Below are 17,406 nucleotides of genomic sequence, written 5' to 3'. Positions count from 1 at the left end.
CCCCGGATGCTCCGGGGGTGCGTTCTCTCGTCTCGTCGACCGTCAGTAACGGATGGTCGTCGTGTACCAGGTGCCGCGGTCGAAGCTCTTGACGCACGGAGAATAGCTGGTGACCCGGTAGCCGGCCTTCGCGATGGCCACCATCTGCGCCCCCGTCGCGGAGATGCAGGCCGTGCGGTTCTGCGAGGAGTATCCCCACATGTTCGCCGCATACGCCGGAGCAGCCCCTAGCGTGGCCCCCGCCACGATCGCGAGCCCTGCGGCGAACGATGCCAGCTTGGTCGATTTCTTCATGATTCCACCCTCCAACCGGTCAGCGCGCGGTGCGCTTCAGCAAGGAGCATAGCCAGCGCCGTAGCGCGCTCGCGCCCTTCGTGCTCGAGAACTTCTACGACACCCCGCCGGCCTCGGCATCGCAGTACTTCATCGTGTTCGCGGTCGGAAACCTGGCCGGCGTGGTCATCGAGGGGTCTCACCGGGGAGATGACCGGACTGCGTGCTCAGAGCGTCCGAAGCCAGCGGCGGATGCGGCCGCGGGCGTTCCGGTACGGCGATGCGGTGTTGAGCGAGATCATGCGACCCATGGTCCAGGTGCGGTACCACGGGGTGCCGTAGAGCTCTTCCTCCGAGCGACTCAGAACGAGGGCTTCGATCCGCTGCTCAGCCTCGTCGAGTCGTGCCCGCAGCGCCGCCCAGGGCTCGCCCTCGTGGTCGCGGTAGAAGCGCTGAGCCAAGGCGCCGAGGTCACTCCAGCCGAAGTCGGCGGCCGGTAGCTCGTCGGGGAGCCCGGCGGCGCGACGGTCATGCCAGGTGAGGACCTGCTCGTTCCAGCCGATCAGGTACGCGAGAAGGTCGGCCGGGCTCATCATCGTGCCCTTGACGTGACCGGGCAGCGCGAGATCGCGGGCGGAGTCCGGCGGCACCCGATCGAGGTCGGCGCGCAGGCGGGCATACTCCGTCCGGATCGCGGTGAGCAGCTCGTCCTTCGACGCGGGTACCGCCATCAGTGGTCCCTGATGTCGCGCGCGAACAACGGTCGAGGCCGAGCGCCCAGTGCCAGCACGGCGAGCACGGTCTGGACGAGGCCGGTCGCGAAGAAGATGCCGTGCAGCGGCGACCACTCGAGGAGCACCGCGATCTCCACGAAGATCCAGATCATCATGGTGAGGCCGGCGGCGGCGTGCAGCCCCCACGCGAGAGCGAATCGTCCGAACTGCGCGACGAGAGCCAGTGCCTGCATTCCGCCGACGACGATACCCAGGATGATCCCCGGCCAGACGTAGGAGTGGAAGACGCTGCCCTCGAGCCACTCCGGCGGCAGCCCCATTCCTCCGCCGACCGTCAGCCCGACCATTCCGATCAGTGCGGACACGAGGTTGATCGCCGCGACTGCGGCGAGAGCGACGCGGAGGGCGCGGGGGGTCGATCGCATGCGCTCACCGTACCGGCAGGCCTCGCCGTGTGCGGGAGGAGCGGGCGTGGAAAACGGTCGGAACCGGCGCCGCGCAGGTCGCGGCGCCGGTTTCGATCAGGCGAGTGCGGCGACGAGCGCCAGAGCCGCGGATGCCGAGGACTGCGGGTTCTGGCCGGTGATGAGGAGCCCGTCGACCACGGTGTGATCGCTCCACGGCGAGGCGATGTCGACCTCGGCGCCGCGGGCGCGCAGCTCGCTCTCGAGCAGGAAGGGCGCACGGTCGGCGAGGCCACCGAGGCGCTCCTCCTCGTCGGTGAACCCGGTGATGCGGCGTCCGGCGACGACCGATTCCCCTGCCGCCGTACGCGCCGGGAGCAGAGCCGCGAGACCGTGGCAGACGGCTGCGAGCGGGCGTCCGGCGGCGAGCGTCGCGGTGATCAGCGCGGCGGAGTCCTCGTCGATCGCGAGGTCCTGCATCGGACCGTGGCCGCCGGGGTAGTAGACGGCGTCGTAGGCGGAGGGATCGATGTCGGCCAGCACCAGAGGGGTGGCGAGCCCGTCGATCGCGGCGATCGACTCGGCGTCGCCTTCGGTGAGGCTCCCGGCGTCGGCGACCGGAGCGACGCCACCGGGGGTTGCGAACGAGACGGAGTGGCCCGCATCGCGAAGTGCGCGGAAGGGGGTGAGCAGTTCCTCGGCCCAGTAGCCGGTCGGGTGCTCGGTGCCGTCCGTGAGGGTCCAGGTGCGGGCGCCGGTGACGACGAAGAGAACTGAGGACATGCGTGCTCCAGAGGGTCGGACGGCGGATGCCGTGGGATGCGGATACGGGGGACAACCGCCCCTCATCGTCACCGATTCCGATACATTCTCGATATGACCGATCGGAATGACGATGGCTTGCGCGATCTCGCGCTCTGGCGGACGTTCCTCGCCGCACACCGGTCCGGGTCGGTTTCTGCGGCAGCCCGGACGCTGGGGCTCGCGCAGTCATCCGTCACGACCCAGTTGCAGGCGCTGGAGCGCAGCGTGGGTGCACCGCTGTTCGTCCGGCACGCCAGGGGCATCCGTTCCACGCCGCGAGCGGATGACCTGGCCGCGCGCCTCTCGGGCCCCCTCGACGCGCTCGCGCTGGCGCTCGGGAACCCGCCACCCGCAGAGGCGCCGCCGGTGCGCATCGGCGGGGCGGCGGAGTTCATCGAACGCGTGGGGATGCGGGCGCTGGCATCGATGGTCGCCGACGGTCGGCGGATCGCGGTGACGACGGGGCTGGCGGACGAGCTGCTCGAGCACCTGCGCACCGGCAGCCTCGACCTCGTGGTCTCCGCCGTCCGCCCGAAGGGGCGCGCACTTCCGGCTGCCGCTCTCGTCGATGAGGAGTTCGTCCTCGTCGCCGCGCCGTCCCTCGGGCTCGCGCCCCGGGCCGCGATCGCGCCGAGCGACCTCGAGTCCGTCCCGCTTCTCGCCTACGCGCACGATGTACCGATCCTGCGGCGGTACTGGCGGCACGTGTTCGGCGTGCGGCTCGACCGAGAACCGGCGCTGATCGTTCCCGACCTGCGGGCGCTCGCCGCGGCAGCCGTCGCTGGCGCGGGGGTGACCGTGCTGCCGACCTACCTGATCAGCGAGGAGCTCGCCGACGGGCGGCTGGTCGTGCTGCGAGAGACCGACGATCCGCCGATCAACACGCTCTATGTGGTGCGCCGACCCGGTCCCCTCACCGATGCCGTCGCCGAGATCGATCGGGCGCTTCGAGCCGCCGTCGCCTGATTGCCGGGCGCCAGGGAGGGCTTCAGCGCGCGAGCCAGTTCCGCAGCGAGCGGGTGACGAACGGGAGCACCCAGTACGCCATGATCGGCGTGAGCACGAGGGTTGTGACGAGCACGCGCAGCCAGATCGGCAGCTCGTTCCATCCGGGGACGGGGCTCATCGCGTAGGTGAATGCGAGGTTCACGGGGAAGAAGCCCAGCCAGATCGAGGTCGCCTGCTTCCATCGCGGCGGAGCGGGGGCGACGGTGACCGTCGCGGTGGTGCCATCGGCTGCCGGGAGGGTGATGGTTCCGGTCGTCGGCTCATCGAACCAGCCCTCGATCCCGGTGCGCCGCTTGGAGCGCTCGCTGCGCACGAAGCCCTCGCCCATCGAGAGCCACCAGGCCCGCTCGGCCGACTGCTCCCACGCGGTGAGCGAGTCCTCGCTCGCGAAGCGGTACAGCATGTGCCACACCTGCGAATCCTCGCCGGCACGGACCCAGCCCGATCCGAGGAAGCCCGGGTACTTCGTCGCGAGGTTCACGCCCGTCTGTACCCAGGCGGTCGCCTCGACGATGCGCTCGGGGTCGACTTCGCGACGGATGGACACGGTGAGGGGTTCGGACATTGGTGCGGTCCTCGGGGGAACGGGCGGCCGGGGTCGGGACGCCGAAGCGGATGCGCCAGGGGTGGCAGCGCATCGTCGATTCTAATTCGGATGCGGAGGGCTGCAGGCCGCTTCGGGCCCGGACGGAGAGGACCCCCGCCGACCCGATTCGGCGGGGGTCTCGCGGCGTGGGCGCCGCGACGGGAGCGAGAGTGCTCACCGTGCGCGCGGTAGACGTGACACCCGATCCGGTCTGAGTCTCTGTCCGCGCACCTGCAGTTGTACCCGGGCGAGATGACGCGGCGGTGAACGGGGCGCGAACAACCACAGTCCGCGGCATTCTCGCGCCACACGAAAATACAAGGGCGTCCTAGTAAATGTCCGGCCCTCCGAGTAAACTCCCCAATGTGCCAACGACGGCACGAAGGGACGTCACACAATGACTCGTACTATCCCGCACTTCGTGGGCGGATCGCTTCTCACCCCCGACTCCGGTCGCTTCGCCGACGTGTTCGATCCGAGCACGGGTGCCGTGCAGGCGCGTGTGCCGCTGGCCTCCGCCGACGAGGTGCGCCGCGTGATCGCGAACGCCGAAGAGGCGCAGGTCGCGTGGGCCGCGACCAATCCCCAGAAGCGGGCCCGCGTGCTGCTGCGGTTCCTCGACCTGGTGCAGCGCGAGATGACCTCGCTGGCCGAATTGCTGGCGAGTGAGCACGGCAAGACGGTCGACGATGCGAAGGGTGACATCCAGCGCGGACTCGAGGTCATCGAGTTCTCCGCCGGAGCGCCGCATCTGCTGAAGGGCGAGTACTCGACGGGTGCCGGTACCGGCATCGACGTCTACTCGATGCGTCAGCCGCTCGGGGTGGTCGCCGCGATCACGCCCTTCAACTTCCCCGCGATGATCCCGCTGTGGAAGGCCGGCCCCGCGCTCGCCGCGGGCAACGCGGTCGTGCTCAAGCCGAGTGAGCGCGACCCCTCCGTTCCGGTGCGCATCGCCGAGCTGTTCCTCGAGGCGGGCCTCCCGGCAGGGGTGCTCAACGTCGTGCACGGCGACAAGGAGGCCGTCGACGCACTGCTCACCGACGACCGCATCCGCGCCGTCGGGTTCGTCGGCTCCACGCCCATCGCCGAGTACATCTATGCGACCGCGACGGCGCACGGCAAGCGGGCTCAGTGCTTCGGCGGCGCGAAGAACCACATGATCGTGATGCCGGATGCCGACCTCGACCAGGCCGTCGACGCGCTGATCGGTTCCGGCTACGGCTCAGCGGGCGAGAGGTGCATGGCGATCTCGGTCGCGGTCCCAGTGGGGCAGGAGACGGCTGATGCTCTCGCCGCCAAGCTCACCGAGCGTGTGGCGCAACTGCGTATCGGACCCTCTCTCGCGACCGATGTCGACTACGGACCTCTGGTCACGCGGGCGGCCGTCGAGCGGGTCGAGGGCTACATCCAGCAGGGTGTCGACGAGGGTGCGACGCTGCTCGCCGACGGCCGCGGATTCGTCGTCGAGGGGCACGAGGCGGGCTTCTACCTCGGACCGACCCTGTTCGACCACGTCACCACCGACATGGCGATCTACCGCGAGGAGATCTTCGGCCCGGTGCTGGTGATCGCCCGCGCCGCCGACTACGAAGAGGCGCTGCGGATGGCATCCGAGCACGAGTACGGAAACGGCGTCGCGATCTTCACCCGCGACGGCGATGCCGCCCGCGACTTCGCCGCACGCGTCGAGGTCGGGATGGTCGGCGTGAACGTCCCGATCCCCGTCCCGATCGCCTACTACACGTTCGGCGGCTGGAAGCGCAGCGGCTTCGGCGACCTCAACCAGCACGGCACCGACGCCTTCCGCTTCTACACGAAGACCAAGACGGTGACGAGTCGTTGGCCCGCGGCGGGCATCCGCGACGGAGCCAGCTTCGTCATCCCCACCATGCACTGATCCCCACGTCCCGGCACGAGATCCCACAAGGACACATGATGACCATGACCACCGTCACCACCACCGCTGAGGAGCGCGAGGCGATCCTCAGCGCCGTCCGCGAGTTCGCCGAGGGCGAGCTCGCCCCCTTCGCCGCCGAGCGCGACGAGAAGCACCTCTTCCCGCGCGAGTCGCTGAATCGCGGCGGAGAGCTGGGGCTCGGCGGCATCTATGTGCGCGAGGACTTCGGCGGTGCCGGCCTCAGTCGCAGCGACACCGTCGCGATCTTCGAGGAACTCGCCAAGGGCGACCCGGCGGTCGCCGCGTACATCTCGATCCACAACATGGTCGTGTGGATGATCGACACCTACGGCGACGACACGCAGCGCGAGACCTGGCTGCCGCAGCTCACCGCGATGCAGGAGTTCGGCGGCTACTGCCTCACCGAGCCGGGTGTCGGTTCCGATGCCGCCAACGTCGCGACCAGTGCGGTCCGCGAGGGCGACGATTACGTGCTCACCGGGATGAAGCAGTTCATCTCCGGTGCCGGCGAGGCCGCCGTGTACGTCGTGATGGCCCGCACGGGGGAGCCCGGTGCCCGCGGCATCAGCGCATTCCTGGTTCCCGGCGACGCCGAGGGGCTGAGCTTCGGCCCGCTCGAGAAGAAGATGGGCTGGCATGCGCAGCCGACCCGCCAGGTGATCTTCGACGGCGTCCGTGTCCCGGCATCCGCGATGCTCGGCGACGAGGGGCGGGGGTTCGCGATCGCGATGTCGGCGCTCAACGGCGGACGCCTCAACATCGCCGCCTGCTCGCTCGGCGGCGCGGAGTGGGCACTCGACAAGGCGGTGCGGTACGTGCACGAGCGGGTCGCGTTCGGCGAGCCGCTCGCCGAGAAGCAGTCGATCCTGTTCGCGATCGCCGACATGCGCACCGAACTGCACGCCGCCCGGCTGATGGTGCGCGACGGCGCCCAGGCCGTCGACGAGCAGGCACCCGACGCCACCATGCGCTGCGCGATGGCCAAGCGCTTCGCCACAGACGCCGGCTTCGACGTCGCCAACCGGGCGCTGCAGCTGCACGGCGGCTACGGGTATCTGCAGGACTACGGGATCGAGCGGGTCGTCCGCGACCTGCGGGTGCACCAGATCCTGGAGGGGACGAACGAGATCATGCGACTGATCGTCGGACGCGAGATGCTGCGACCCGCGGGTTCGAGCTCCCTCCAGCGCAGCGGCGGAGACCAGATGCGGAGCGCATCATGACCGTGTCGTCCTCGAAAGCGGTCGTCGCTTTTCTCGGCCTCGGACACATGGGTCTGCCGATGGCGAAGAACCTCGTCGCCGCCGGCCATGAGGTGCACGGCTTCGATCTCGTCCCCGCGGCCATCGAGGCGGCGCAGGCGGCCGGCATCCCCGTCGCGGCGAGCGGGGCGGATGCCGTGGCCGACGCCGATGTCGTCATCACGATGTTCCCCGCGGGGAGGCATGTGATCGAGGCGTATCGCACGGAACTGCTCGCGGCGGCGCGACCGGACACGCTGTTCATCGAGTCGTCCACCATCGCGGTCGACGAGGCCCGCGCGGCCCACGCACTGGCGCTCGCCGCGGGACACCGCAACGTCGACGCCCCGGTCTCGGGCGGGGTCGTGGGGGCCGAGAACGGCACCCTCGCGTTCATGGTCGGCGGGTCGGAGGAGGACTACGCGGCAGCGCTCCCGCTGCTCGAGATCATGGGCAAACGCATCGTGCACTGCGGTGGTCCCGGGCTCGGCCAGGCGGCGAAGGTCTGCAACAACATGGTGCTCGCGGTCTCGCAGATCGCCGTCGCCGAGGCCTTCGTGCTGGGGGAGCGGCTCGGGCTCGAGCACCAGGCGCTGTTCGACGTCGTCTCGCAGGCATCCGGACAGTGCTGGTCGATCACGACGAACTGTCCCGTTCCCGGGCCCGTGCCCACGAGCCCGGCCAACCGCGACTATCAGCCCGGCTTCGCGGGGGCGCTCATGGCGAAGGACCTCGGCCTTGCGCTGCAGGCCATCGAGCAGACCTCGACCGACGCACGCATGGGCCGGCTCGCTCAGGAACTGTACGCCGCCTTCGCCGCCGGCGACGGTGCGTCCCGGGACTTCTCCGGCATCATCACCGACATCCGCGACGGCGTCGTGTGATGATCGGTACTTCGACGGAGAGGGCGATATGACCGAGTACGAGACGATCCTGGTCGAGCAGCGCGGACGGGTCGGGTGGATCACCCTGAACCGTCCTGAGGCGCTGAACGCGCTGAACAGCCGGCTTGCGGAGGAGGTCACCGCCGCCGCCGTCGCTTTCGATGCCGACGAGGGCGTGGGAGCCATCGTGGTCACCGGCTCGGAGAAGGCTTTCGCTGCCGGTGCCGACATCAAGGAGATGGAGGGCATGTCCGCTGCGGAGATGCTCGAGACGGACCACTTCGGCGTCTGGCACGAGTTCGCCGCCGTGCGCACTCCGGTGATCGCGGCCGTCTCCGGTTTCGCCCTGGGCGGCGGGTGCGAGTTGGCGATGATGTGCGACATCATCCTGGCCGCCGACAACGCGAAGTTCGGTCAGCCCGAGATCAACCTCGGCGTCATCCCCGGCATGGGCGGCACGCAGCGACTCATCCGCGCGGTCGGCTACTACAAGGCGGCCGAACTCGTGCTGTCCGGGCGCTTCATGGGAGCGGAAGAGGCGGAACGCGCCGGGCTGGTGTCCCGGGTCGTGCCGGCATCCGATCTCCTCGCCGAGGCGACGAAGCTGTCCGACACGATCGCCTCGAAGTCGCTCCCGTCGGTGTACGCCGCGAAGGCCGCACTCGACGCCGCGATGGAGACGACTCTGGCCGAAGGTCTCGCCCACGAGAAGCAGGCTTTCGCCGCGCTGTTCGACACCGCAGACCAGAAGGAGGGCATGTCGGCCTTCCGGGAGAAGCGGTCGCCCGACTTCCGGAACCGCTGATCCGCCCGTGCACAACTCCTCAGAAAAGTCGTCGGGCTGGCCGCCGCGCCGCCTCGGCGCTCACGTCGCGAGGATTCTTGCGGAGTTGTGCACCGCCTCAGTCGCGGAGGGCGTCGACGATCTTCGTGATGCGGCGCTCGCGCGTCGCGTCCTGCTTCGCGTCGGAGACCGAGCGGGCGTGCTCCTTGCGGACGGAGTACGACAGCGCGTCGAAGGCGGCGCGCACCGCGGGGTCGGCGTCGAGGGCGGTGGCGAGTTCGGCAGGCACGTCGACGGTGCGCTCGGCCGAATCCACGCGAATCACAGCATCGATCTCTTGGCCGATCTCGAGTCCGAGGTCGGCGCGCACGGCCTTGCTGAAGCCGATCAAGTTCTCGCTGCCCATCCGGGCCACACGAAGACGCGCCGTGCGTCCGCCGATCGTTACGGCGACCGGGAACGCCTTGCCCGCGCTGAGCGACGCGACCTGCTCATCGCTGAGCAGGATCGCCGCAGCCGGGCCACGGCCGGTGAGGACGGTGTGCAAGCGCAGTTCGCTCATGCCGAAAGCGTACGCCCGGGGCCCTCGAATTCCGCGGCCAGGATCGCGTTGCGCTCCAGGATCAGCCGACGCATGTACGCGCGCAGGAACATCGCGGCGAACACTTCGGCAGGAGCGGCCGCGATGACCGTCTCGAGCGTGAACCGTGCCATGTCAGAGGGCGTCGGGCTGCGGACGCGGATCGGCGAAGTCTCCGGCGTCCTTGCGGAGGCGGGCGACGATGGCGACGAGCTCGGCAGCGTCGTCGCGGCTCATTCCGGGGTCGGCGAAGACCTCGGAGTTCAGTGCCCGGGTGGCCCGTTCGACCAGCTCTCGACCGGCATCCGTGAGTGCGAGGAGTGCGGCGCGTCCGTCGTGCGGATGCGGCTCCCTGGCGATGAGCCCGTCGCGGACCAGGCGTTCGGCCGTACTGGTCACCGTGGTCGGGTGCACCTGGAGGCGGGCGACCACGCTCGAGAGGGGGAGGCGACCGGCGCGGCTGAACGCCAGCAGGCGCAGCACCTCGAACCGGGCGAAGCTGAGGGCGAACGGCTTGAGCGCCGCATCGACCCGGGCGAGCAGCAGCTGCTGGGCCCGCATGACCGAGGTGACGACGGCCATGCCGTCGGCGGCATCCGTCCATCCGTGAGCGAGCCACTGCCGCTTGGCTTCGGCGAGCGGGTCCACGGGAAGAGGGCGGGGTCGGGTCACGTCTCTACGGTACCGGCGGGGGAGGGTGGGGGGACCGCGGCGCGCACGGCCGCCGCAGTGTGGAGTATGTATACATTGTCGGCGGAAACGGCGGCTCCGAACCGTGATTACCTCCGTTTTTGGCTACATAGAGCCCGATGCGGATAGACTCGGGCTGTCGTGAGGAGCATTCGATGAAGATCTTCGTCCTGGTCAAAGAGGTGCCGGACACCTATGGCGATCGCAAGCTGAATCTCGAGACCGGACTCGCCGATCGTGCGGCCGGTGATGTCGTCCTCGACGAGATCACCGAGCGGGCGCTCGAGGTCGCGCTCAGCTACGCCGACAAGAACGAGGGCACGGAGGTCGTCGCCTTGTCGATGGCTCCCGCCGGCTCGACCGCCTCGGTGCGCCGGGCACTCGCGATCGGCGCCGCATCGGCCCTGCACATCGCCGACGAACAGCTCGCCGGCGCCGACCTCGGTCTCACCGCCGAAGTGCTGGCCGCGGCCATCCGCCGCGGCGCGCCCGATCTCGTCATCACCGGCAACCTCTCGACAGACGGCTCCGGCGGCGTCATCCCGGCGATGCTCGCCGAGCATCTCGGATTCGCCCAGGCCACCGCGCTCAGCTCCGTGGAGATCACCGACTCCGAGGTCTCCGGCACCCGCGCCGCCGACGCCGGCGGGCAGCCCGTCTCGGCCCCGCTGCCCGCGGTGATCTCGATCACCGAGGCGCTCCCCGATGCACGCTTCCCCAACTTCAAGGGCATCATGGCGGCGAAGAAGAAGCCCCTCGAGGTGCTCTCGCTCGCCGACCTCGACGTCTCGGCAGATCCGTCCGCCGCTCCGCGGACGATCATGACCGCCGTGTCCGAGAAGCCCCCGCGCGCCGCCGGCGTGAAGATCACCGATGAAGGCGACGCGGCCGACAAGCTCGTCGAGTACCTCGTGCAGAACAGGCTGGTGTGAGATGACTTCGTCCGAGAACCCGATCCTCGTCCTCATCGACGTCGACCCGTCCGGCTACGTCGCGAGCAGCACGGCGGCGCTCATCGGTGCGGCCTCGACGATCGGCTCGCCCGTGGCGCTCATCGTCGGTGGCAGCCCGGCCGCGGTGGATCAGGCCGCTGCGGCAGGAGCATCCGTCGTGCTCACCGCCGACGACGACCCGTCCGTGCTCACCGTGCCGATCGTGGATGCCCTGCAGGCCGCGGCCGCACAGGTGCGCCCCGATGCGGTGCTGATCTCGAACTCGATCACCGGCCGCGATGTCGCCGGGCGCTTCGCGGCGCGCACGAAGAGCGCGCTGTCGGTGGATGCCGTGGGGGTCTCCCGTGACGATGAGGGGATCGTCGCCCACCACTCCGTCTACGGCGGGGCGTACCTCGTCGACTCGGCTGCCACCTTCGGTACTCCGGTGATCACGGTGCGTCAGGGCGCGGTGGATGCGCGCGCCGAAGCCGTGCCGTCGCACTCCGTCGAGGTGCTCGACGTCATCCCGTCCGGTGCGGTCGCCGCGACGGCTGGTCCGGTCGAGGCGGTCGAGGTCGCCTCCTCGCGCCCCGAGCTGCGCGGAGCCACGCGAGTCGTCTCCGGTGGACGCGGCCTCGCGTCGAAGGAGAAGTTCGTGCTCGTCGAAGAGCTCGCCGATGCGCTCGGCGCTGCCGTCGGTGCGTCCAGAGCCGCCGTCGACGCGGGATACATCCCGCAGTCGCACCAGGTCGGTCAGACCGGCGTCTCGGTGTCTCCGCAGCTGTATGTCGCTCTCGGCATCTCGGGTGCGATCCAGCACCGCGCGGGCATGCAGACCTCCAAGAACATCGTCGCGATCAACAAGGACCCGGAGGCACCGATCTTCGACGTCGCCGACTTCGGCATCGTCGGCGACGTGTTCGCGGTGGTCCCGAAGGTGATCGCCGCCCTCGAGGCGCGGAAGAAGTAGTCATGGCGACGCGGATGCTGCGACGCGGTCTGCCGCGCGTGCCGGGCGGGGAGCCGTGGCCGCCCGCCGATGCGGTGGTGTCGGATGCGGTGGTGTCGGATGATGCATCGTCGGATGCCGTGGCGGAATCGTCGGTCGCACCGGTCGCGGATGCCGTCGTCGAACCGGTCGCCGCGACGGTGACGACCGATGCGGTCGCCGATGCGGAGGGGGCAGGTGCCCCTGTCGCAGCTGCTTCTCCGGTTGTCGACGCCGCGGTGAGTAGTGGATCGCGTATCCGTCGCGGGCTGCCGCGCGTTCCGGGTGGCGAGCCGTGGCCTCCGGCGGATGGTGCTCCCGCGACCGCAACGGGCGCGGCTGCCCCGCAGGTGACGCCCGTCGTCCCCGCGCCGGCCGCGACCAGCGCCGCGGCGACGACCACCGCGAGCGCAGCGGCCACGACCACAGCGACTTCTGCTGCCGACGCCGACCCTGCTGCTGCTGCGCCCAGCCCGCAGGGGACTCCGGCTGCAGGCGTGGAGGCAGTTTTCGCCAGCCACGTCCGTCGCGGTCTGCCGCGTGTGGTCGGCGGAGATCCGTGGCCGCCCGCGGACACCGTGCCGGCCCTGTCCGGCGTCGCGGCGGCTCCCGCCGCATCCGTCGCGGACGAAGGTGCGGATGCGGCCACGCTCGTCGAGCCTGTCGCCGCCCCGGAACCCGCCGCCCCGGCCGCCGGTTCCGCCCTGGTCGTCCCGGTCCTCGCCGACCTCGACACCCCGCTGCCGTGGACTCGTACCGTCTGGAGAGGTCGCGCTCCGCGCCACGTCGCCGAGACTCCGTCGTCGGGTCGCCCGCGTCCGACCTGGCCGCAGGCGATCGCGGTCCTGTTCGGCGCCGCGGCACTCGGGGTGCTGGCGGGCGCCGCCATCGCCTTCGTGCGGGCGCTCCTGAGCTTCCCGTTCATGCAGGACTTCCTCGCGGCGTTCCCCGGCGAGTACGAGCCGGCGATCGCGGTCGAGCCGGGCTTCGCGCCGTGGGTCAACTGGGCGCACTTCTTCAACATGTTCCTGATCGTGCTGATCATCCGCTCGGGGCTGCAGGTGCGCACCGAGAAGCGGCCGACGGTGTTCTGGACGCCGCGCGGAAACGCGAAGGGCAAGATCAGCCTGAATCTCTGGTTCCACCAGGCGCTCGACATCCTGTGGCTCGTCAACGGCGTGATCTTCGTCGTGCTGCTGTTCGTCACCGGGCACTGGGTGCGGATCGTGCCGACGAGCTGGGAGGTCTTCCCGAACGCGCTGTCGGCGGCCCTGCAGTACATCTCGTTCGACTGGCCGCACGAGAACGGCTGGAACAACTACAACAGCCTGCAGCAGCTCGCGTACTTCGTGACCGTGTTCATCGCGGCGCCGCTGGCGGCGATCACCGGGTTCCGCATGTCGGGGCTGTGGCCGAAGAAGGCCGAGAAGCTGTCCAAGGCGTACCCGGTGGAGTGGGCGCGTGCGCTGCACTTCCCGATCATGCTGTACTTCGTGGCGTTCATCATCGCCCACGTCGCGCTCGTGATGCTCACCGGATTCCTGCGCAACCTGAACCACATGTTCGCGTCGCAGGATGCGGCCACCTGGACCGGGTTCTGGGTGTTCATCCTCTCGCTCGTGGTGATCGCGCTCGCCTGGGTGGCCGCCCGCCCGCTGGTGCTCGCGCCGATCGCGAAGGTGTTCGGCAAGGTCTCGGGGCGCTGAGGAGGATTCCTCCACGAGGGTGTTGACACCTAACCAAGCAAACGCTTGACTGAAAAGGTGTTCGCGCCTCTCGCCTTCTTCTCCTTCGTCCGCCTCGACGACCGCTCGCTGCATGGGGACTACAACCGGTGGCATCAGCTCGACCATCGTCCGGAGAACCTCGCGCTCCCCGGCGTGGCCTGGGGTGACCGGTGGGATGTCCGCCCGGAATACGCCGAGCTCGCCGACGGGTCGCTTTCCGGCGCCGTCGACTTCGTCGCCATGTACTGGTTCCGCGATCCCGTGGACGAATCGGTCGCAGCCTGGGACGCTCTCGGCGAGGCGTCGTTCCAGTGGGGGCGCGGTCCGCTGATCCCCGGCATCCACCGGCCGATGCTGGCGTTCTTCCGTCCGGTCAAGGGGTACGCCGCCGCGCGGGCGCTGGTCGACCCGGAGGTGCTGCCCTACCGTCCGCACCGGGGGATCCACCTCACCGCGACCCGGTTCACCGATCCGCACGGGGGCGAGACGCACGAGGCGCACCGTCGCGAGGACCGCGAGCTCATCCCCGCTCTGCTCGACGTCGACGGCGTGGCCGGAGCCTGGACGTTCTCGTACAGCCACCCGCAGCGGCACTCATCGCTGCCGTTCGACGAGACGCCGGCGGATCCGCCCGGGAGCATCCGCATCCGCCTGGTGTACCTGGAAGACGACCCCGCCGACGTGACCCCGCGGCTCCGCGCGGTCGAGGACGGCTTCCCCGAGGCGGGGGAGCGGATGCTGTCCACCCCGGTGAAGACGATCATCCCCTGGCAGGACTGGTGAGCGAGGCGCTGGAGCGGCGCCTGCAGGTGCTGGAGGACCGCGCCGAGATCGCCGATCTCATCGCGCGGTACGGCCCCGCTGCGGATTCCGGTGATGCCGACGCGGTCGCGGCGCTGTGGGCACCGGGCGGCACCTATCAGTTCGATGACACGGTGCTCGGGGCCGACGACATCCGCTCGCTCGTGTCGATCCCGACGCACGTGGAGTACATGCGCCGCGGGTGCGCGCACATCGTCTCCGCGCCGCGCATCGAGATCGACGGCGACGACGCCGTGGCGGTGACGCACTCGGTCGTGATGCTGCGCGAGGGCGAGCGCTGGATCGGCGAAAGGGTCAGCGCGAACCGTTGGGAGCTGCGCCGCACGGCCGACGGATGGCGGGTGCAGCGCCGTCGCAACCGTCTGCTCGACGGAGACGGAGCCGCCCGGGAGCTGCTGGCCCGCTGAGGTGTCCGGGTCAGCGCTCGAAGCGGCTGAGGGGGGTCTCGCCTGCCGCGGCGAGGCGCGCGAGCGTGCGGGCTCGGGGGCCGAGGGCGCTGCCGAAGCGCACGTCCCAGGACTCGTGTGTGTCGTCACCCAGGGCGATGCGGGCGTGGTGCGGCCAGTTCGGGTCGTCGAGCGCCTGTCGCCCGAGGAGCACCAGGTCGGAGTCGCCGTCGTGGATGAGGCGGGCGGCCTGTTCCGGGTCGACGACGAGCCCGACGGTCGCCGTGCGCACACCGACCTCGTCGCGGATGCGGTGTGAGAAGTCGGCGTGGAAGGCGAAGCCCCGACGGATGCGGGTGTCGACCGTGCGGTCGGTGGTGATCCCACCCGAGGAGGTGTCGATCACGTCGACGCCCGCGGTGGCGAGTCGACGCGCCACCTCGACCGTCTCGTCGATGCCCAGCCCGCCCTCGGCTCCGTCGACCGACGAGATGCGGAACGAGAGGGGGACGCCGCCGCCGATCGCGTCGCGGACTGCGGCGACGACCTCGAGCGGATAGCGCAGACGGTTCTCGGGGCTGCCGCCGTAGTGGTCGGTGCGCCGGTTCGACACGGGGGAGAGGAAGGAGTGCAGGAGGTAGCCGTGCGCGCCGTGGAGCTCGACGAAGCGGAACCCGGCAGCCACCGCGCGGGCGGCCGCGTCGTGCCAATCCTGCACGGACCGGGCGATCTGCGCCGTGGTGAGCGCGGCGGGGACGGCATGACCCGGGCCGGCGGACAGGGCGCTCGGGGCGACGAGGGGCCAGGGGCCGAATCCGGCCGACGCATCCTCGTCGTCGAGCGGAGCGCCCGCGCGCCAGGGCTCCCGGACGGCGGCGCGGCGTCCGGCATGCCCGAGCTGCACGCCCGGCACCGATCCCGACGCGGCCACGAGCGCGGTGACCCGTCGCCATCCGGGGATCTGCTCGTCGCTCCACAGCCCGGTGTCGAACGGCGAGATGCGGCCGTGCGGGTGCACGGCCGTCGCCTCGGCGATGACGAGCCCTGCACCGCCCAGAGCGAAGCGGCCGAGGTGCGCGACGTGGAAGTCGGCGATCAGTCCGTCGCGGGAGGCGTACATGCACATCGGTGAGATGCCCACGCGGTTCGGCAGGGTCACATCGCGCAGGGTCAGCGGAGAGAAGAGGCTCATGCGGGTTCCTTGGAATGGGGCAGGCGGAGGAAGGCGGCGAGCACCGCGGTGACCACGCCGCACGCTGCGGCGAAGCCGAGCGACAGCTGCAGCGCCCGCTCGGAGAGGAAGGCGGGATCGGCGGTCGACGGGAGCGCGGCGATCACGAACGCGAAGAGCGCGGCGGCGACGGCGCCGGAGAGGGTGCGGATGACGGAGTTGACACCGTTCGCCGTAGCCACCTCGTCGGAGGGCACCGAGGCGGTGATCAGCGACGGCATCGCGGCGAACGCGAAGGCGACACCCGCGCCCACCAGGGCGGACCCGATGAGGACGGGCAGGGCGCCGCCGTGGAAGAGCACTCGGAACAGGAAGGCGAACGCCATCATCGCCGATCCGAGCAGGAGTGCGCGTTGGCCGCCGAAGCGCGTGATGACGCGCGCTGCGAGAGGGGCGAGCGCGATCATCGTCAGAGCGGACGGCAGGAGGAACAGCCCGGCCGCGGCCGTGGCGACATCGAGTCCATAGCCCGTGGATGTCGGCGCGAGGGCCTCCTGCGTCGTGAGCAGGTGGTTGGCGTACATCCCGAACGTGGCGAAGAACGAGGCGATGTTGATGGGCAGGATCGGGGCGCGCATGGCGGTGCGCACGTCGATCAGAGCGGCCGGATGTCGCCGCTCCCACACCATCCAGAGCACGAGAGTCGCGACCGCGAGCAGTCCGAGCCCCAGGGTGAGCGGGCTCGCCCACCCCCAATACTGTCCCCGGGAGATCGCCAGCAGCAGCGCGGTGAGACCGAGGGTGAGCAGCACCGCGCCGATGAGGTCGAAGGCGCGACTCGGGCCGGTGGGCGCCTCGGGGATGCGCACCCGGATCAGGACGCAGAACAGGGCGCCGACGACCGCCGAGCACCAGAAGACGGTCGGCAGACCTCCCCACTCGAGCAGCGGCCCCGCGAGGACCAGCCCGAGGGCGGAGCCCATGCCGAGCGTGCCGCTCATGAGGGCGATGCCGAGGACGGCCCGCCGACGCGAGACGAGAGCGCTCAGAAGGCCGATGCCGATCGGGACCACCGCGGTGCCGAAACCCTGGAGTGCGCGGCCGATCAGCACGGCCGTGAACCCGGGGATCACGGCGGCGATCACGGAGCCGATGACGAGCAGCCCCATCGACACCAGCAGGAGGAGGCGGCGGCCGTGCATGTCAGCGAGCCGGGTGACGACCGGGGTGCCGACCACCCCGGCGAGGAGGGTGACCGTGATCAGCCAGGAGGCGTCGGCCGCCGTGGTGTCGAGCAGCTCGGGGACCAGCGGGAGGAGAGGGACGATGAGCGTGAACTGCAGCGACGTCAGCATTCCACAGGCGGCGAGCAGGGCCACCACCACGCGCTCGTGCCGTTCTCGTTCCGACTTCACCGTCACCGTTCCACTCGCAGGAGCGCCGTCCCTGTCGTCAGGCTATCCGGATC

General features: G+C 70.3%; 20 protein-coding genes. 10 read left to right on the top strand and 10 right to left on the bottom strand.

Annotated elements, in window-relative coordinates; all coding sequences use genetic code 11:
- Nucleotides 1–42: 42 nt before the first annotated feature.
- From OC372_RS09365 to OC372_RS09350, 4 genes are all read right to left on the bottom strand, one after another.
- Nucleotides 43–294: a hypothetical protein gene (locus OC372_RS09365; RefSeq protein ID WP_105711258.1), complete on the bottom strand. Its 252-nt coding sequence runs from the start codon at nucleotides 292–294 to the stop codon at nucleotides 43–45.
- A gap of 206 nt (nucleotides 295–500) precedes the next feature.
- Nucleotides 501–1,004, bottom strand: coding sequence for a ClbS/DfsB family four-helix bundle protein (locus tag OC372_RS09360; protein ID WP_262001655.1), 504 nt, complete (start codon nucleotides 1,002–1,004; stop codon nucleotides 501–503).
- A complete protein-coding gene (locus OC372_RS09355) occupies nucleotides 1,004–1,432 on the bottom strand; it encodes a hypothetical protein (RefSeq protein ID WP_197021081.1) in 429 nt (142 codons plus the stop codon). Before OC372_RS09355 ends, OC372_RS09360 begins: the two co-directional genes overlap by 1 nt.
- 96 nt (nucleotides 1,433–1,528) lie before the next feature.
- On the bottom strand, nucleotides 1,529–2,194 hold the full coding sequence (locus OC372_RS09350) for a type 1 glutamine amidotransferase domain-containing protein (RefSeq protein WP_262001654.1): 666 nt from the start codon (nucleotides 2,192–2,194) through the stop codon (nucleotides 1,529–1,531).
- A gap of 93 nt (nucleotides 2,195–2,287) precedes the next feature.
- On the opposite strand from OC372_RS09350, the gene OC372_RS09345 reads away from it, so the two are divergent.
- Nucleotides 2,288–3,181 carry a LysR family transcriptional regulator gene (locus OC372_RS09345; protein ID WP_262001653.1) on the top strand — a complete coding sequence of 298 codons (894 nt, stop codon included), beginning with the start codon at nucleotides 2,288–2,290 and terminating at the stop codon, nucleotides 3,179–3,181.
- A gap of 22 nt (nucleotides 3,182–3,203) precedes the next feature.
- Here the strand turns inward: OC372_RS09345 and OC372_RS09340 are convergent, their stop codons facing one another.
- The gene (locus OC372_RS09340; RefSeq protein WP_262001652.1) at nucleotides 3,204–3,788 is read right to left on the bottom strand and encodes an antibiotic biosynthesis monooxygenase; all 585 of its coding nucleotides are present in this window, start codon (nucleotides 3,786–3,788) and stop codon (nucleotides 3,204–3,206) included.
- Between the two features lie 418 nt (nucleotides 3,789–4,206).
- On the opposite strand from OC372_RS09340, the gene OC372_RS09335 reads away from it, so the two are divergent.
- Genes OC372_RS09335 through OC372_RS09320 form a run of 4 tightly spaced genes read left to right on the top strand, consistent with a single transcriptional unit; the run spans nucleotide 4,207 to nucleotide 8,660 of the window.
- A complete protein-coding gene (locus tag OC372_RS09335; protein WP_262001651.1) occupies nucleotides 4,207–5,709 on the top strand; it encodes a CoA-acylating methylmalonate-semialdehyde dehydrogenase in 1,503 nt (500 codons plus the stop codon).
- Between the two features lie 38 nt (nucleotides 5,710–5,747).
- Nucleotides 5,748–6,953, top strand: coding sequence for an acyl-CoA dehydrogenase family protein (locus OC372_RS09330; protein ID WP_262001650.1), 1,206 nt, complete (start codon nucleotides 5,748–5,750; stop codon nucleotides 6,951–6,953).
- Nucleotides 6,950–7,855, top strand: a complete 906-nt coding sequence (mmsB, locus tag OC372_RS09325; RefSeq protein WP_262001649.1) for a 3-hydroxyisobutyrate dehydrogenase — start codon at nucleotides 6,950–6,952, stop codon at nucleotides 7,853–7,855. Before OC372_RS09330 ends, mmsB begins: the two co-directional genes overlap by 4 nt.
- Before the next feature lie 28 nt (nucleotides 7,856–7,883).
- Nucleotides 7,884–8,660, top strand: coding sequence for an enoyl-CoA hydratase-related protein (locus OC372_RS09320; RefSeq protein ID WP_262001648.1), 777 nt, complete (start codon nucleotides 7,884–7,886; stop codon nucleotides 8,658–8,660).
- A 97-nt stretch (nucleotides 8,661–8,757) separates the two neighbouring features.
- Here OC372_RS09320 and OC372_RS09315 read toward each other — a convergent pair whose 3' ends face one another.
- Genes OC372_RS09315 through OC372_RS09305 form a run of 3 tightly spaced genes read right to left on the bottom strand, consistent with a single transcriptional unit; the run spans nucleotide 8,758 to nucleotide 9,891 of the window.
- Nucleotides 8,758–9,201, bottom strand: coding sequence for a YdeI/OmpD-associated family protein (locus tag OC372_RS09315; RefSeq protein WP_262001647.1), 444 nt, complete (start codon nucleotides 9,199–9,201; stop codon nucleotides 8,758–8,760).
- Nucleotides 9,198–9,353 carry a hypothetical protein gene (locus OC372_RS09310; protein ID WP_262001646.1) on the bottom strand — a complete coding sequence of 52 codons (156 nt, stop codon included), beginning with the start codon at nucleotides 9,351–9,353 and terminating at the stop codon, nucleotides 9,198–9,200. Before OC372_RS09310 ends, OC372_RS09315 begins: the two co-directional genes overlap by 4 nt.
- A gap of 1 nt (nucleotide 9,354) precedes the next feature.
- Complete coding sequence (locus OC372_RS09305; protein ID WP_262001645.1) at nucleotides 9,355–9,891, bottom strand: MarR family winged helix-turn-helix transcriptional regulator; 537 nt, start codon at nucleotides 9,889–9,891, stop codon at nucleotides 9,355–9,357.
- A gap of 173 nt (nucleotides 9,892–10,064) precedes the next feature.
- On the opposite strand from OC372_RS09305, the gene OC372_RS09300 reads away from it, so the two are divergent.
- From OC372_RS09300 to OC372_RS09280, 5 genes are read left to right on the top strand one after another with little or no spacing between them, the layout of a single operon-like run.
- Nucleotides 10,065–10,841 carry an electron transfer flavoprotein subunit beta/FixA family protein gene (locus OC372_RS09300; RefSeq protein ID WP_262001644.1) on the top strand — a complete coding sequence of 259 codons (777 nt, stop codon included), beginning with the start codon at nucleotides 10,065–10,067 and terminating at the stop codon, nucleotides 10,839–10,841.
- A gap of 1 nt (nucleotide 10,842) precedes the next feature.
- On the top strand, nucleotides 10,843–11,814 hold the full coding sequence (locus OC372_RS09295; RefSeq protein ID WP_262001643.1) for an electron transfer flavoprotein subunit alpha/FixB family protein: 972 nt from the start codon (nucleotides 10,843–10,845) through the stop codon (nucleotides 11,812–11,814).
- A 2-nt stretch (nucleotides 11,815–11,816) separates the two neighbouring features.
- On the top strand, nucleotides 11,817–13,538 hold the full coding sequence (locus OC372_RS09290; RefSeq protein ID WP_262001642.1) for a cytochrome b/b6 domain-containing protein: 1,722 nt from the start codon (nucleotides 11,817–11,819) through the stop codon (nucleotides 13,536–13,538).
- Nucleotides 13,539–13,595: 57 nt separating this feature from the next.
- Nucleotides 13,596–14,342, top strand: a complete 747-nt coding sequence (locus OC372_RS09285) for a hypothetical protein (protein ID WP_262001641.1) — start codon at nucleotides 13,596–13,598, stop codon at nucleotides 14,340–14,342.
- Complete coding sequence (locus OC372_RS09280) at nucleotides 14,339–14,788, top strand: nuclear transport factor 2 family protein (protein ID WP_262001640.1); 450 nt, start codon at nucleotides 14,339–14,341, stop codon at nucleotides 14,786–14,788. Before OC372_RS09285 ends, OC372_RS09280 begins: the two co-directional genes overlap by 4 nt.
- 10 nt (nucleotides 14,789–14,798) lie before the next feature.
- Here the strand turns inward: OC372_RS09280 and OC372_RS09275 are convergent, their stop codons facing one another.
- Together OC372_RS09275 and OC372_RS09270 are read right to left on the bottom strand one after the other, a co-directional pair.
- A complete protein-coding gene (locus OC372_RS09275; RefSeq protein ID WP_262001639.1) occupies nucleotides 14,799–15,959 on the bottom strand; it encodes an NADH:flavin oxidoreductase/NADH oxidase in 1,161 nt (386 codons plus the stop codon).
- Nucleotides 15,956–17,353 carry an MFS transporter gene (locus tag OC372_RS09270; protein ID WP_262001638.1) on the bottom strand — a complete coding sequence of 466 codons (1,398 nt, stop codon included), beginning with the start codon at nucleotides 17,351–17,353 and terminating at the stop codon, nucleotides 15,956–15,958. The genes OC372_RS09275 and OC372_RS09270 overlap by 4 nt, the downstream gene beginning before the upstream one ends.
- Nucleotides 17,354–17,406 lie beyond the last annotated feature (53 nt).

The organism is Microbacterium sp. Mcb102 (assembly GCF_024519805.1).
Classification (GTDB): Bacteria; Actinomycetota; Actinomycetes; order Actinomycetales; family Microbacteriaceae; genus Microbacterium.
The sequence above is the reverse complement of the archived record's forward strand: the minus strand, read 5'-3'. Positions and strand labels throughout refer to the sequence as shown.

Bases quoted from the DNA above. Each gene is read 5' to 3' on its own strand.
- OC372_RS09365 (WP_105711258.1), bottom strand. From the start codon at position 294: ATGAAGAAATCGACCAAGCTGGCATCGTTCGCCGCAGGGCTCGCGATC.
- OC372_RS09360 (WP_262001655.1), bottom strand. From the start codon at position 1,004: ATGGCGGTACCCGCGTCGAAGGACGAGCTGCTCACCGCGATCCGGACG.
- OC372_RS09355 (WP_197021081.1), bottom strand. From the start codon at position 1,432: ATGCGATCGACCCCCCGCGCCCTCCGCGTCGCTCTCGCCGCAGTCGCG.
- OC372_RS09350 (WP_262001654.1), bottom strand. From the start codon at position 2,194: ATGTCCTCAGTTCTCTTCGTCGTCACCGGCGCCCGCACCTGGACCCTC.
- OC372_RS09345 (WP_262001653.1), top strand. From the start codon at position 2,288: ATGACCGATCGGAATGACGATGGCTTGCGCGATCTCGCGCTCTGGCGG.
- OC372_RS09340 (WP_262001652.1), bottom strand. From the start codon at position 3,788: ATGTCCGAACCCCTCACCGTGTCCATCCGTCGCGAAGTCGACCCCGAG.
- OC372_RS09335 (WP_262001651.1), top strand. From the start codon at position 4,207: ATGACTCGTACTATCCCGCACTTCGTGGGCGGATCGCTTCTCACCCCC.
- OC372_RS09330 (WP_262001650.1), top strand. From the start codon at position 5,748: ATGACCATGACCACCGTCACCACCACCGCTGAGGAGCGCGAGGCGATC.
- mmsB (WP_262001649.1), top strand. From the start codon at position 6,950: ATGACCGTGTCGTCCTCGAAAGCGGTCGTCGCTTTTCTCGGCCTCGGA.
- OC372_RS09320 (WP_262001648.1), top strand. From the start codon at position 7,884: ATGACCGAGTACGAGACGATCCTGGTCGAGCAGCGCGGACGGGTCGGG.
- OC372_RS09315 (WP_262001647.1), bottom strand. From the start codon at position 9,201: ATGAGCGAACTGCGCTTGCACACCGTCCTCACCGGCCGTGGCCCGGCT.
- OC372_RS09310 (WP_262001646.1), bottom strand. From the start codon at position 9,353: ATGGCACGGTTCACGCTCGAGACGGTCATCGCGGCCGCTCCTGCCGAA.
- OC372_RS09300 (WP_262001644.1), top strand. From the start codon at position 10,065: ATGAAGATCTTCGTCCTGGTCAAAGAGGTGCCGGACACCTATGGCGAT.
- OC372_RS09295 (WP_262001643.1), top strand. From the start codon at position 10,843: ATGACTTCGTCCGAGAACCCGATCCTCGTCCTCATCGACGTCGACCCG.
- OC372_RS09290 (WP_262001642.1), top strand. From the start codon at position 11,817: ATGGCGACGCGGATGCTGCGACGCGGTCTGCCGCGCGTGCCGGGCGGG.
- OC372_RS09275 (WP_262001639.1), bottom strand. From the start codon at position 15,959: ATGAGCCTCTTCTCTCCGCTGACCCTGCGCGATGTGACCCTGCCGAAC.